The 14,401-nt window shown below is 58.6% G+C and carries 10 protein-coding genes and 1 riboswitch; of the genes, 9 read left to right on the top strand and 1 reads right to left on the bottom strand.

The window, feature by feature from the left end; translation table 11 throughout:
* The first annotated feature begins 9 nt into the window (after nt 1-9).
* The 9 genes from CBW65_RS01135 to CBW65_RS01085 all read left to right on the top strand — a co-directional run bounded on the left by CBW65_RS01135 (nt 10) and on the right by CBW65_RS01085 (nt 13,699).
* Complete coding sequence (locus CBW65_RS01135) at nt 10-4,479, top strand: SdrD B-like domain-containing protein (protein ID WP_157721695.1); 4,470 nt, start codon at nt 10-12, stop codon at nt 4,477-4,479.
* Nucleotides 4,480-4,574: 95 nt separating this feature from the next.
* Complete coding sequence (gene fabL / locus CBW65_RS01130) at nt 4,575-5,333, top strand: enoyl-[acyl-carrier-protein] reductase FabL (RefSeq protein ID WP_087455194.1); 759 nt, start codon at nt 4,575-4,577, stop codon at nt 5,331-5,333.
* 71 nt (nt 5,334-5,404) lie between these two features.
* Complete coding sequence (locus CBW65_RS01125) at nt 5,405-5,773, top strand: hypothetical protein (RefSeq protein ID WP_087455193.1); 369 nt, start codon at nt 5,405-5,407, stop codon at nt 5,771-5,773.
* Between the two features lie 30 nt (nt 5,774-5,803).
* A riboswitch (cobalamin riboswitch) is annotated at nt 5,804-5,993 on the top strand.
* Nucleotides 5,994-6,142: 149 nt separating this feature from the next.
* Complete coding sequence (locus CBW65_RS23975; protein ID WP_198299720.1) at nt 6,143-7,435, top strand: S-layer homology domain-containing protein; 1,293 nt, start codon at nt 6,143-6,145, stop codon at nt 7,433-7,435.
* An 87-nt stretch (nt 7,436-7,522) separates the two neighbouring features.
* A complete protein-coding gene (locus tag CBW65_RS01105; protein WP_087455192.1) occupies nt 7,523-8,824 on the top strand; it encodes a DUF4430 domain-containing protein in 1,302 nt (433 codons plus the stop codon).
* A complete protein-coding gene (locus CBW65_RS01100; RefSeq protein ID WP_087455191.1) occupies nt 8,821-9,696 on the top strand; it encodes an energy-coupling factor transporter transmembrane component T family protein in 876 nt (291 codons plus the stop codon). The genes CBW65_RS01105 and CBW65_RS01100 overlap by 4 nt, the downstream gene beginning before the upstream one ends.
* Nucleotides 9,697-11,400 (top strand): ABC transporter ATP-binding protein, encoded by a 1,704-nt coding sequence (locus CBW65_RS01095; RefSeq protein ID WP_087455190.1) that lies wholly within the window; start codon nt 9,697-9,699, stop codon nt 11,398-11,400.
* A 57-nt stretch (nt 11,401-11,457) separates the two neighbouring features.
* The gene (locus tag CBW65_RS01090) at nt 11,458-12,183 is read left to right on the top strand and encodes an ECF transporter S component (RefSeq protein ID WP_087455189.1); all 726 of its coding nucleotides are present in this window, start codon (nt 11,458-11,460) and stop codon (nt 12,181-12,183) included.
* Nucleotides 12,164-13,699: an S-layer homology domain-containing protein gene (locus CBW65_RS01085; RefSeq protein WP_087455188.1), complete on the top strand. Its 1,536-nt coding sequence runs from the start codon at nt 12,164-12,166 to the stop codon at nt 13,697-13,699. The genes CBW65_RS01090 and CBW65_RS01085 overlap by 20 nt, the downstream gene beginning before the upstream one ends.
* A gap of 33 nt (nt 13,700-13,732) precedes the next feature.
* Here the strand turns inward: CBW65_RS01085 and CBW65_RS01080 are convergent, their stop codons facing one another.
* Complete coding sequence (locus tag CBW65_RS01080) at nt 13,733-14,347, bottom strand: RsfA family transcriptional regulator (RefSeq protein WP_087455187.1); 615 nt, start codon at nt 14,345-14,347, stop codon at nt 13,733-13,735.
* Nucleotides 14,348-14,401: the final 54 nt, after the last annotated feature.

Raw genomic sequence — 14,401 nt, 5'->3', positions numbered from 1 at the left:
GTAGACACTGTGAAGAGGAAATCACGGCGCCAGGTGGCGCTCTGGATGCTGATCTTCATGCTCATCTTCCAAATCGTCGCGCCGGGCAGCAGCATTGCGGCCGGGGAGACGGATGGACTGGATCTGATCATGACCACATCCAAATCTGTCGTGAAATCAGGCGAAGTATTCGATTACAAAATCGCTTACAGCGCCTCCAGCAACATCGCGAATTTCACCAATCCGCGGATTCGGTTTACCGTACCGGCCGGAATGACGTTCGCGTCCAAATCGCACAGTGCGGCGATTAGCAGTTCGTACAACAGCATTACCAAAATCGTCACGTTCAACTTTGTCGGCGGCGTTCTGCCGGCCGGTTCGAGCGGTGAGCTGACGGTCAGGGCTTATTTTGACAACTATGTGACCCTGGACGGCACAGCGACGACGGCCAAGGCTACGTTTGACGCAACCGTTAGCGGCACTCCGGTCGCGCTGGACTCCAATGAGGTGACAGTCACTTCGCATGCCGAAGCCAAATGGACAGTCACCAAGGAGAAATTCCGTCCGGTTGTGGACCCGTACAAAGGCAACGACGTCGAGTATCGGATCACATTGAAGGACAGCTTTCCGGCAACAACGGGCCGTCTGGCTGTCGAAAACATGGTGGTGACCGACACGTTGCCGGATGGCGCGACCTTTGTTTCCGCTACTCAAGGCGGCACGCTGGTCGGAAACACGGTAGTCTGGAGTCTCGGGAACCTGCAAAACGGGACCCAATTTTTGAACGTGACCGTCAATTATCCGGCATCATTGGCAGACGCCACGGTCACCAACCGGGTAGTGGCGGAGTTCAAACCGCTTGGACAGGCCCCCACCAGTGTGAGCGGCGAGATCACACATGGATTTTCAACCCAGCCGCTCGACAATGGCGCAGTGATTGAAAAGTGGGTACCGCCAGCCCTGAGAGAACGTTCCCCGGGCCAGGATTTTACCTTCCACATTTCCAAGCTCGATCTGAAAGCGAATGTGCCGCTCACCAACGTCGTCATTGAGGACATGACGCCGACACATACGTCGACACAGTCGTCGCAAGTCGTGCCGATTGATCTACAATTGAAAACGATAAAAACGGCGATATTCAAAGATATTCCAAACTATGATGTGTACTATTCGACTAAGGCAGATCCTGGAGTCTGGAAACTTTGGCAAAACGTGAGCGGGGCAGTATCTTCCACGCTGAACGTGGCAGATCTCCCGCTTGCGGACTCAGACCGAGTCGCTGGCGTGCAGTTCCGCATTGCCACGGTGCCGGTCAGCGCTTTTCAAAGCACCGACTTTGATCTGATCTATCACATTCCTTCGACCTTTGTTGTTCCAAGCAAGAACATCAACGTTGAAAATGTGGCAAAGTTGACCTATACCTTTAACGGCAGTACGAAAACGGTTACCGACAATACGTATGCGTACATCGTGGATGACCGTCCGCTGCTCGAACTGAAAAAGAGCAGCAACAAAGTGGACGTTCAGCCCTCGGACGTAATCGAGTACACGTTGAAAGTAAAGAACACGGAGTACACAAGCAAATCGCTCGACAATCCGTCGATCGTTGACCTGCTCCCGCCGGAATTGGTATTCAATCCGGGCAGTGCGGTCGTGACGACGACAGACGCGGGGCCGGCACCGAAATTTGAGAAGACCACAGAGCCGGATGGCACCACCTTGCTAAATTGGTATTGGGATGCTGATAATCCGTATCAACTGGCCATCGGCGAAGAGGTGACCATCAAGTTCACCGCGACCGTTCATCCGGCCACGCAAAGTACAACCTTGGCTAACAAAATGCAGGTCAGGTCTCCGCATTATTTGAATGACCTGAGTTTCAAAGATCTGCCTTGCAATACTTGCGGGGCGGGCGGCTACTACACGGTAGAGTCTGATGTTAACGTCAATGTCGCAGTTCCGACCGCTCTGCAATCGGATCTGTTGATCAAAGGCGAGCTCGACAATGACTGGAGCAAGTTCCCGACCGTCGGCAAAACCACGCCGGGCGGGAGCACGATGTATCGTCTGGAGATCCAAAACGTAGGCAGCGTGCCGACGAAGAACTTGAAGATCGTCAACAAGTTTTCGCGCATCACGGATACCGGGGTGCGGGTGACAAAGCCGCGTGGCAGTCAGTGGGGCCCGCTGTTGACGGGAGAGGTCACAGTGCCCAGTTATGTGACCGCGTTCTACTCCACGACACCTGACATCAAGATGGACATCAACGGCGATGACAACGGGGTCTGGTTGGAAACGCCGCCGGATGACCTCACTTCGGTCACGGCGATCAAATTCCAATTCGATCCCGACTATGTCATCAACCCGCTGAACAAGATGACGCTCGAGTGGCCGATGGTCGCTCCGGTCGGCGCTCCGACCGGCGGGGAAGTGGCGTGGAACTCCTTCGCCTACAAGATGGACAAAGCGACGGGCGACCCGCTGTTGCCTGCCGAGCCGAAAATGGTTGGCGTGACCATCCAAGCCTCTCCGAAAGCGGGTATCGGCGATTTCGTCTGGTTTGACCAGAACGAGAACGGTGTGAAAGACGGCGCGGAGACCGGCATCAACGGCATCAGGCTGGAGCTGCGCGACAAGAATGGCAACAAAATTTCGGAAACGATGACCGGGAACGATTTCTTCGGCAATCCGGGGGCGTATCTCTTCCCAGACCTCGATCCGGGTGAGTATGTGGTCGCAGTCCTGCCGCCTGCCGGGTATCTGCCTGACCAAACGGGCGTGATCACGGTGGCTGGCAACCAACAGCATCTGACTGCCGATTTCCCGCTCAAGCCGAAAAAAGGCAAGCTCGGCGACACCGTCTGGCTGGATGCGGATGGTGACGGCGTGCAAGATGCCGGGGAATCCGGCGAAAACGGCGTGGAAGTGTCCCTTTATCAAGGCGGCACAGAGATCGACACAACGACCACCGCCACAATCGGCGGCAAGGACGGCGTGTACCTGTTCGAAGATCTGAATCCGGGCACTTATGAAGTTCGCTTCACCAAGCCGACCGGGAAAAAGTTCACCACTCCGGATACCTTCACCGCGACCCTTGCCCAAGGCGAGGAAAACATGACGCTCGACGCAGGCCTCATCCTGAGCGATGCGTCGATCGGCGACTTCGTCTGGGAAGATACGAATAACAACGGCCTGCAAGACGCAGGCGAAAACGGCATCAACCTGGTCGCCGTCCAACTGTATGACGACCAGGACCACCTGATCGACTCGACGGTCACAGCTGACCGCGCAGGGGTTCCCGGCTACTATGCCTTCGAGGATCTGGCGGCTGGCAACTACTACGTGAAGTTCATCCTGCCGTTCCCGGCTGCGAAAACCGCGCAGGGCGCAGACCGCAGCGTGGACTCTGACGCCAACGCGTCCGGTCTGACCAACGTCTTTACTCTCGCGCAAAGCGAGCATCTTACGGACATCGATGCCGGCTACTACAAAGCGCCGGTCATTCCGCCGATCGTTCCGCCAGTCATCGTCGAGCCTGACCTTCCGAAGGGCAGCATCGGCGACCGCGTGTGGATCGACGCGAACAAAAACGGCGTGCAAGATGCAGGCGAAGCGGGCCAAAACGGCGTGACTGTCGAGCTGTACAACGACAAGAACCAACGGGTCGCTTCCACGGTCACCGGCACGATGAACGGAAAAGCAGGCTTGTACAAGTTTGACCAACTGGCGGCTGGCAGCTATGAAGTCCGTTTCGTTCTGCCGTCGGCTACCGTCGAATTTACCGCAGCTGGCCTGGGCGCATCGCGCAGCTTGGACTCAGATGCGAATGCAACGACCGGCCGCACCGGCGTGTTTGTGCTTGGCATCGGTGAAGAGAAGACTTCGGTCGATGCCGGTCTGGTCGAACTCGGCCTCCCGCCGATTCCGCCGGAAGACGGGGAAGAGCCGCCGATGCTGAAACTTGGCAAAATCAGAAGCTTTGTCTGGTTTGACCTGAATGCCAACGGCGTCCACGACCAGTCCGAGCAAGGCATGGACGGCGTGACCGTTGAGCTGTACGACAAAGCAGGCAAGCTGATCGCCAAAACGAAGACCAAGTATTTCCTCGGCCAGCACGGGTTCTATGAATTCTTGGATCTTCCGGAAGGCGACTACAGCTTGAAATTTATCATTCCGGCCGGATACGGCTTCACCGAAAACGGAGTGGGCAATGATCCGAATGCGGACTCCAATCCCAACCCGACCGGCTGGACCGCACCGGTGACGCTCGGCGAAGGGGCAACCGAACTTTCGATCGGCGCAGGGCTGATCAAAGCGGCTCCCCCGGCGCCGGGCAAACCGGGTGACAAACCGTCCCAACCGGACACCGCACAGCCTGTGCAGCCGGCACCGGGAGCAACGCTTCCCCAAACGGGTGAAGAGCCTCCTGTGCTGCCGTGGATCGGTCTGATGCTGTGCCTGTTGGCCGGCGGAACGCTGCTCTATCGCAAATACGCGTAACTCCACAAAGCTGCTTCTTCGTTTTCTGCGAAGAAGCAGCTTTTTATGGTATACTTGCTCTTATGACCAACTACTAACGGAGGGATTCATCCATCATGACGACACTCACAGGCAAGACAGCACTCATCACCGGCGGTTCCCGCGGCATCGGCAAAGCGATCGCGCTGAAGCTGGCCAGCGAAGGCGCCGACATCGTGATCAACTTCTTCCGCAACCGCAAGCCGGCCGAAGAGACGCAGGCGCTGATCCAGAGCATGGGCCGCAAATGCCACATCGTCAAAGCAAACGTCGGCGACCTCGACAAGATCCACCTGCTCTTCGAAGAGATCAAAGAGACGATGGGCGGTCTCGATATCCTGATCTCCAACGCCGCATCGGGCGTGCAGCTCCCGGCGATGGAAATGGAAGAAAAGCACTGGGACTGGACATTGAACATCAATGCCAAAGCTCTCTTGTTCCTCGCCCAGCAGGCGGTGCCGCTGATGGAACAGCGCGGCGGCGGCTCGATCGTGGCGATCTCTTCGCTTGGCTCCCGTTTTGCTTTGAAAAATTATACGGCGGTCGGCACCTCGAAAGCGGCGCTGGAATCCTTGACCCGCTACCTCGGCGCGGAACTTGCGGCGAAAAACATCATCGTCAACGCCGTCTCCGGAGCGGCTGTCGACACCGATGCCCTGACCCATTTCCCCAACCGCGACGAAATGATTAACGACGCGGTCACCCGCACGCCGGCCGGCCGCATGGTCACGCCGGAAGACATCGCCAACTCCGTGCATTTCCTCTGCACCGAGCAGTCGCGGATGATCGTCGGGCAAACTCTGATCGTGGACGGCGGTTATTCGCTGATCGGCTAAGCGAAGCATTTGACCTGACCTCTGCTCTCGGATAAACTGAAACCAAGAATGCTACATACGAGGTGAACCTAATGCTTACCGAAGCACTTTTCCGTTCCAACGAATTTATGGTCATTCAAGCGGCGGTTGCAGCAGCCAACTTTGCCATCGGCGCGTTTACGATTGAGAAGCAAGGCCAGGAAGCGCTCGGCGACACAGAGCGCGCAGCCCGCATGCAAGGCGCGATCGACAAGGCAAAAGCGGACCGCAAGTTCGCAATGTCCTTGTTTGACACACATCTTCGCGGCGAGTTCAACACCGAAGAAGATTTCAAACAAGTGCTCGACATGGTGCACAACTACAACTCGCTGATCGACCACTCGCTGATCAACTCCCGCTCGGCGTTCCTTCCGCTCGGCGCAGTGCCGGAGATGCGCAAAGACCTTTTCGAAGAACAGTAAGACCAGCCTTTTGGCTGGTCTTTTCTCTTGTTTATCAATCGGCGAAATGATAAACTACCACTGTAGTTAGAAGAGAAGGGAAAGTGGTGCAAATCCACTGCAGCCCCCGCTACTGTAAACGGTGACGCGCTCACAGATGCCATTGTCCGGCGACGGATGAGAAGGTGTGAGACTGCGGCAGACCCGTCAGCCAGGAAACCTGCTTCTAACATGTCCCTTGGTGCTTTCGGCGGGAAAGTACAGGAACCAGGCTATTTTTTGCATGCTTTTGATATGCCCAAAAAGACCCTGCTCCTACGAAACCGTCAACTCCTAGCCCCCAAGGGCAGGAGTTTTTTTATTTTCCGATCTCGAAAGGAGTTTTCCCTGATGAAAAAACGTATCGCGGGCCTGCTGCTCGCCACCGTCATGCTCGCGCCGCAAGCGTCTGTTTTCGCGGCAGACGATGTTGCAACTGTAAAAGTCCGCCTCGCCAGTATCAAAGGCGATCATCAAGAAGCAGTCCTGAACGTCGGCGCGTCCTCTTTCAAAAACAACGTCGGCGAAGTGATCACCATGCAAAAGCCGACCGCAATGGGCGCATTGATGAACCTGCTTGGCCAATACGGCACCCCTTATGAAGCGAAAACCGTTTCTTTCGGCTCGTACATCACCAAAGTCGGCATCGTCGCGGAAAAAGACCTCAACGCCAACGCCGGCTGGTCGGTCTGGGTCAATGGCAAAGCGCCGGGCGTGTCGGCCGATACGCTTGAACTGCAAGACGGCGACGAAGTGGTCTGGGGCTACTACGACTACACCCAGACCTTGTTCCCGCAAGTCAGCTTCTCGACCACCACTCCGACTGTCGGCACTCCGTTCACCGTGCAAGTGACGGCCGAGCAGACCACCTATGACGCCGAGTGGAACCCAACCATCTCCACGGTCAAGATCGACCAAGCCAACGTGCTGGGCGCCGCAAACAATCAAAAGATCACCGAGACCAACGCAGAAGGCACAGCGACGCTGCAAGCGGACCAGGCCGGCCTGATGCAAGTATACATCGACAAAGTGGACGCTCTGTCCGGCGTACCGCAGCTGATCCGCACCGGCACCTTGAACGTGCTCGTCGGCAACCCCAACGCATCGTTTGAAGACCTCTCCGGTTTCAAATGGGCGGAGTCTTCGATCCTCGGCCTCGCGAAACAAGGCGTGGTCAGCGGCAACGGCAACGGCCAATACGAGCCGCAGCGCGCTGTGCTCCGCTCCGAGCTGTCGAAGATCCTCGCGCTGGCAGAAGGCGACCTGAACCTGGGCGGCACGGCGCGGTTCTCCGATGTGAAAGCATCGAACGGCTACAAGACGTTTATCGAAACGGTGGTCGAGCGCGGCTACATGAACGGCGACAAAGCGGGCACCTTCCGTCCGAACTACGGCCTGACCCGCGAAGAGCTGGCGGCCGTGCTGGTCAACTTCTCCGGCGTCGAGCTGTCGAACACCAAGAACCTGCTGCCGTTCACCGATCGCAACAGTGTCTCTGAGTGGGCACAGCCGTACGTGAAAACGGCGGTCGACAAAGGCTTGCTGTCGGGCGACGCGGAGAACACCTTCCGCCCGCATGACGTCGCCACCCGCGCCGAAGTGGCGACGGCGATCGTCAATGTCATCAACAAACAGAGCAAATAGTACGCTGTACGGGAGAGGCTCAACTTTTTGAGCCTCCCCGCTTTTTACCGATCTAACGGCACAGACTGAACAGGAGGAACAGGCACCATGAAGCTCACCAAACGTCTTGGACTATTTCTTGCGCTTGCCTTCTTGGTTACCGCTTGCGGCAGCGCAGAGGAGTCACAGCAACAAGGAGACGGGCTGCCCGAACAAGTCATGCAGCTCCCGGAGCAGGAAACGCCGCACAAGGAAGCGGAACAAACAGGCCAAGAACCGGAGAAGCAGCCTGCTGACCAGAAAGAAGATGACACGAAGTCGAACGAACAAGACACGGCGAAAGAACCGGGTCAACAGAAGGCTGCAGAATCAAATGCAGGAAAACCGAATGCGCAGCCGGGGACGAATCCTGCTGCGCCTGCGAAAGCTCCGTCCAGTAACGGCAAGACGGGCTCGGGCACTGGCAGCGGCTCGGGAAGCGGTTCCGGCACCAGCGGCGCGGCCAAGCCTTCTCAGCCTGCAACTCCGCCGAAACAGTCTCCTACAGGCAGCTTCAATATGTTCGTCACACACAACTTTGGCGGCGCGTCCGTCTTTAACCAAAACACGCCTTACTACAAAGGCGACAGTTTGATGGATGTCATGCATGACAATCTCGAAGTGACGACCAAGTACGGCGGCGGTTTTGTGAACAGCATCAACGGTGTCGCATCAGGCTACACCGACAAATCGATCTTTACCCGCAAGAAGCGCGACTGGTTCTATTTCGTCAACGGCGCGGTGGCAGGAGTGGGCGCAGATGCCTACAGCCCGCAAAACGGCGACAGCGTCTGGTGGGACTATCACGACTGGTCGGGCAGCGGCTCGAACACGCCAAGCGTGGTCGGCTCGTACCCGCACCCGTTCACCGTCGGCTACAACGGAGCGCGTCCGGGCACGGTGATCTACTACAGCGGCAAGCACGCTGACGATGCGAACCGGCTGGCAAGCGCCCTGCGCGGCTTGGGAGCGGGCAATGTCCGCACCTCCGAGTACAGCAACCAAAACTTGATTGAAAACAACACCAACGTCATCTTGCTCGGCACCTGGCCGGAACTGCAGCCGGAGTCGTCTGTGCAAGACCTGTTCTCCTCTCCGACCCGCACCGGCATCTATGCGACCGTCGAAGACGGCGCGGTACAGCTGCTCGATTATACGGGCGACGAGTCCGGCCAGAGCGGGCAGGCGCTGATCGCTGCGACCGGCACAGGCAACGGCGACACCACTCCGACTTGGCTGTTGATCGGGGTAGACGAACCGGCTCTCGATGCGGCGGTTAACACGCTGGTCAGCTCAAGCGGCAAACTGCGCGGCAAGATCGGCGTGGTCTTGAGCAATGGTGCAGCGGTCGGAGTTCCGGTCGCGCCATGAGGTTCGAGCGCTTTCACGCGGCAACGCTCGCCGTCTATCCGCTCCTGCTGATCGTGCTGGCGATGATCACGCCGCACCCGCTCTATCTGGCCGCCCTGCTCATCGTCACCTATTACGCGCTGCGGGCGGGCGGAGGCGCAAAGACGCTGTTTAAAATGATGCGCTACACCTGGCCGTTCCTGCTGATCATCCTGCTTTTGAACATCCTCGTCTCGAAAAACGGCGCGACCGTCCTCTATGACGGGCCGCACATTCCGGTGTTCGGGGCGCTTAGGATCACGCTGGAAGCGGTGCTGTTTGGCCTGATCATGGCCTTGCGCCTGTTTATCGTGCTGGCCGCCTGCAACCTGTACATCTCCTGGCTGTCACCCGACCGTGCGCTCGGTCTGATGGCCAAATGGGCCGGCCGCTCGGCGGTGGTCGCCATGCTCACCGCCCGGCTGATCCCGTATCTTGCGGAGCAGGCAAAAAGCGTCGGGGAAGTGATGCAGACGCGCGGCGTGCGGTTTCAGGAAGGCAGCACCCGCGAGCGCCTGCACAAGCACAGCCGGATGCTCAACGTCCTGCTGATCTCTTCGCTGGAAGGATCGTGGCAGGTCGCCGAAGCGATGGAAGCGCGCGGCTTCGGGTCGCGCCGCCGCAGCTCGTACACGCGGGAACGATGGGGGAGGCGGGATGCGCTGACCTGGGCGGTGATGCTGGCGGCGTTTGTCGCCTTGCTGCTGCTCGCGGGCATCGGCGCGGCTGCCTACGGGTTCTATCCGCACCTGACGCCGCTGCTCGCCGCAGGAAGCCTGACGTGGGGCGGCGCGATACTGCTCGCCGCACTGCTCGCCATTCCGCCCTTGCTGATACAAAGGAGACCGAACTAGATGGCATCCTCTGAGATTCAACTAACCAATCTAACCTACTACTATCCCGATACCGATCGCCCAGCGCTAAACAACCTGACCTGGGGTGTGCAGCGCGGTGAATTTGTTGTGCTCGCCGGGCCATCGGGCTGCGGCAAATCAACGCTGCTCCGCGCCTTGAACGGCCTCGTGCCGGAATTCTACGGCGGCAAAATCGCCGGCAGCGCTGCTTTTCGCGGCAAGCTGCTGTCCGATTTCCCCGAGCGCGGCATCGCCCGGCACATCGGCATGACGTTTCAAGACCCGGAGAAGCAACTCGTGATGACCGAAGTGGAGCGCGAGATTGCCTTTGGTCTGGAAAACTTGCGTGTCCCGCAGGTGGAGATGCGCCGCCGGGTCGCGGAAGTGATGTCGTTCTTCGACCTGACTTCGCTGCGCCGCCAGAAGACGGCCGATCTGTCCGGCGGAGAAAAGCAAAAAGTCGCTATTGCCTCGGTCATGGCGTTGCAGCCGGATGTGCTCTTGCTCGATGAGCCGACGTCACAGCTCGATCCGGGCACGGCGCAGGAGATCCTCGACCTGGTCAAGCGCTTGAACGAAGAGCTGGGCATCACGGTCATCCTCGTCGAACAGCGCCTCGACCGCGTGCTGCATCTCGCCGACCGCGTGACCGCCATGTACGGCGGCGAAATCGAATATGACGGCGATCCGTCCGGATTTGCCCGCCATGCGGCCGACGTGCGCCCGGAGCTGCTGCCTCCGGTGACCCGGCTGTTCGTGGCGGCAGGCGCCAAGCAGCGTCCCTTGACCGTCAAGGAGGCGCGTCAGGCGGTCACTGCGCAGTTTCCGGTGCAGGAGCCGGCAGCGCCTGTTGAAGTGCGGGGCAAGCGGTTCCTGAACTGGTTGGGCGGCCGCAGCAAAAGCGAGACGCCGGCGCTGCTGGCGAAAAACGTCCGTTTTGCCTATCCGGAAGGGGAGGAAGTGCTGAAAGGCCTCGATTTAGAGATCAGCAAAGAGCGCCTCACCGCCATCCTCGGCGCAAACGGCACAGGGAAAAGCACCTTGTTCCGCCATTTTGCGGCGCTGGTCAAGCCGACTTCCGGAAGAATTGAAATCAACGGGCGGGACAGCAAAGGATGCGACCCGGCCGATCTGGCCGGAGAGATCGGCTACCTCTCGCAGAACCCAAGCGATTACCTTTTCCACGATACGCTGTGGCAGGAGTGCCAATTTTCGCGCCAACTGATCGGGCTGACCACGGACGGGGCCGATGCGGAGCGGGAGATCGGCGAAGTGCTGCGGTCGCTTGGGCTGTATGACCACCGCGACCGCAATCCCCGCGACTTGAGCGGCGGTGAGCGCCAGCGTGCCGCCCTCGCCGCAGTGCTTGTGCAGAAGCCGCAGCTGCTCCTGCTCGACGAGCCGACGCGCGGGCTTGATGCAGGGCAAAAAGACAGCTTGGGCGCCTGGCTCAACTCCTATCTGGCGCAAGGAGGCACCGTCGTTTTGATCACCCACGATGTGGAATTTGCAGCCGAATATGCCCAGCAGGTGGTGCTGATCGACGACGGCACCGTCGCCGCAGCAGGCAGCCCGCAAGAGATGCTCACCCGTGGCATGTTCTACGCCCCCCAAGTTGGCCGCGTCTTCCGCGGCGTCGCCGATCACATCGTCACCCTGCAAGACGGCGTCAACTTCCTCAAGCAAGGGGAGAACCGCCTGTGATGGAAATGCGATGGTATCAGACCCCCGTTTGGAGTCGCCAACGAGGAGGGCTGTCCTGTGAAGCGTAAACTGCTGACTCTGCTCTTTGTCCTCGTCGCCGCTGTGCTTGCTGTTCTGGCGTATGCGATTTGGCCGACGGAAGACTTGAACTGGGCGGTGACCTCGTTCGTTCTGCTTTTGCTTGGTCTTGGGCTGTTTTACCTGCGCTTCGAGCGGGCGAAAGTCTCATCCAAAGAGATGGCCTTGATCGCCTCGCTTGCTGCGCTGGCTGTCGTCGGGCGGATCATCTTCGCGCCGTTTCCCAACTTTAAGCCGACCACGTACCTGATCCTGCTGGCGGGATTTGTGTTTGGCCCGCGCGCAGGCTTCATGGTCGGCGCAACGGTCGCGCTCGTCTCGAACATGTTTTTCGGGCAGGGCCCGTGGACGCCGTGGCAGATGATGGCCTGGGGGCTGGCAGGCGCGACAGCAGGGCTGTACGGCAGATGGCGCGGGGAAAAGGTGCACCCGCTTGAACTCGCCGTCTTTGGCGCCGTCTGGGGCTTCCTGTTCGGCTGGATCATGAACAGCTGGGTCTGGCTGACCACCTTTTTCCCGCTCAACTTTACGACCTTTCTGGCAGCCAATGCGGCCAGCTTTTGGTTTGACGTGTCCCATGCGACGGCCAATGTGCTGTTCGCCTTGCTCCTGACCCGCTCGTTTCTCCCGACCCTCTACCGGTTTCGGAAAAAACTCACCACGATCTCGCTGGAGGTGCAGACTGATGAAAAGATCCAACACTAGCAAATGGCTCGTAAGCGCCCTCGCCATGACCTTGTTCGCCGCACCGCTCAGCACGGCGCAGGCGGCGACGACCGCCGAGCTGACCACCGTCCGCGACGGCGCGATCAACTACATGCACGGCAAGCTCGTGCAAAACAATTTCCGCTACGTCATGGACTGGCCTGCGCTCACGCTTTATGCGGCCGGCCAGTCGCCGACCAGCGCCAGATGGACCACATCTGCCGGACAAAACGGCGTGACTTGGCGCGAAGAGGACCTCAAGAAAAACCTGAACATCACCGACGCCACCACCGACTTTGAAAGCACGTTGCTGGGCGCCCTCGCCGCCGGGAAAAACCCGCGCGCCTACGGACGCCGCGACCTCGTGCAGGCGGTGCTGAGCTCGCAGCAGGACAACGGCAAGTTTGCCGACACGATCTACGGCTTTGGCGATGAACTGCTCAACCCGCATATCTACGGCATCATCGCGTTGTATGCGGCGGGCGTGGAGATTCCGAACCAGCAAAAAGCGGCCGACTACCTGCTGTCCAAACAGCATGGAGACGGAGGCTTCAACTGGGCGCTCGGCAACGACCGCTCCAATCCGGACGTGACGGCGATGGCTCTGATCGCCATGAAAGCGCTGGGACTCCAGCAAAGCCACGTTGGCGTCCAAAAGGCGCTGACCTACCTCAAGCAAAACCAAAGCGACCTCGGCGGCTTCAAAAACGAAGGCATCGAGAACCCGGACAGCTCGGCGATCGTCACCGAAGCGCTGCTCATGTACGACATCGACCCGATCTCTTGGAAAAAAGGCAGCGGCGACGTCATCTCCAACATGCTGACCTACCGCAACGCCGACGGCGCATTTGGGTACACGAAAGGCTCCGCTTCCAACATCCTCGCCACGCAAAACGTGGCGCTGGCGCTCTCCGATTTTATCAAAGGGGAGTCGGTCTATGAGCAGTTGCATCACCAATACGCCGGCCAGTCGGGCGCGTGGAAGCCGCTTTTTGCCGACCTGCCGTTCTCGCATCCGTATTATGAAGAGAACATCGAACTGGTCAACCTCGGCGTCGTCGTCGGCCACCCGACCGGCCTCTACGGTCCAAACGACAACGTCTCCCGCGAGCAGTTCTCGACGATCATGGTCAACGGCCTGCACCTGCAGGACCAACTGGGCCCGAAGATCACCAAGTTCCGCGATGTGAAGACCGACCGCTGGTCGAATCCATACATCCAAGTCGCGTTCAAAAACAAATTTATCATCGGCACGTCTGATTCCACGTTTGATCCGGGCGGCAATGTGACCGGGGCGCAAGTGATGGCGATCCTCGTGCGGATGCTGGGGCTGGAAAGCGACGCGCTGGCTCGTCCGAACCAAAAGAACTGGTATGACGGCCACATCCAAGTCGCCAACGAGCAAGGGCTGTGGTACCCGGGCTTCGATCCGAAAAAAAATGCGTCCCGCGCCGAAGTGGGCTATGCGTTTATCCGTTTCTATGAAGCCGAATATAAAAAGGGAGCGTCCATCTAGGACACTCCCTTTTCTTCGTGGATGACGGGGCGATTACTCGCTCACCCGTTCAAGATTGCCTTGATCGTCCATCTTAAAACGCGGCTTGTAGCCTTGCTGTTCCAGTTCGAGGATCTTTTTCGCGCGATCCATGATCTCCAGCAACGCTTTCGAATCTTCGCCGAGCAGTTCGTTCGCTGCGCGGGAGATCGGTTTTTCGCCGCCGCGCAGCTGGCTGTTTTCTTCGGTCAGGGAAAAGACTTGCTCCTGCAGCTCTTCCACGCGCTCTTCGAGCTTGCGCGCTTTCTCCTGCAGATTAAAAAATTCGCGCTCATGATTTTTCAGTGCGCGGATGATGCCGTCGATCGAGGGATCTTCGAGGTCGGGTCCGTAGGCGCGGCGCTGCTTGGCTTGCTGACGGATGGAAAGCCTTTCTTTTTTCGCCAGTTTTGCTTCTTTGATTTTGTCTTCGTAGGTTTTGCGCACCACGCCGTTCCAGCGGTACCCGCAAGCGGCAGGCGTTCTGCCAAGCAGGTTGGCCGACTCTACGAATGCGTTCAACTGGGTGCTGCCTTCTCGTATATGACGCAGAACGATCTCGGCGAGTTTAAGATCGTCCTCGGGTGTCCATGCGTCGGAACGTGTGGTCCAACGTTCTACTGTTTCCATCAATATCGCCTCCAAACTCGTATATTATCTGTATGTCCCGTAGTTGGGAGATTG

Origin of the sequence: Tumebacillus avium, from assembly GCF_002162355.1 — a bacterium.
Taxonomy (GTDB): domain Bacteria; phylum Bacillota; class Bacilli; order Tumebacillales; family Tumebacillaceae; genus Tumebacillus_A; species Tumebacillus_A avium.
Note: the sequence above shows the minus strand (reverse complement) of the source record. Positions and strands in the feature narration are given on the sequence as shown.

Excerpts from the sequence above, each read along its gene's own strand:
- CBW65_RS01080 (WP_087455187.1), bottom strand. The coding sequence starts at position 14,347 with ATGGAAACAGTAGAACGTTGGACCACACGTTCCGACGCATGGACACCC.
- CBW65_RS01085 (WP_087455188.1), top strand. The coding sequence starts at position 12,164 with ATGAAAAGATCCAACACTAGCAAATGGCTCGTAAGCGCCCTCGCCATG.
- CBW65_RS23975 (WP_198299720.1), top strand. The coding sequence starts at position 6,143 with ATGAAAAAACGTATCGCGGGCCTGCTGCTCGCCACCGTCATGCTCGCG.
- fabL (WP_087455194.1), top strand. The coding sequence starts at position 4,575 with ATGACGACACTCACAGGCAAGACAGCACTCATCACCGGCGGTTCCCGC.
- CBW65_RS01100 (WP_087455191.1), top strand. The coding sequence starts at position 8,821 with ATGAGGTTCGAGCGCTTTCACGCGGCAACGCTCGCCGTCTATCCGCTC.
- CBW65_RS01125 (WP_087455193.1), top strand. The coding sequence starts at position 5,405 with ATGCTTACCGAAGCACTTTTCCGTTCCAACGAATTTATGGTCATTCAA.
- CBW65_RS01105 (WP_087455192.1), top strand. The coding sequence starts at position 7,523 with ATGAAGCTCACCAAACGTCTTGGACTATTTCTTGCGCTTGCCTTCTTG.
- CBW65_RS01095 (WP_087455190.1), top strand. The coding sequence starts at position 9,697 with ATGGCATCCTCTGAGATTCAACTAACCAATCTAACCTACTACTATCCC.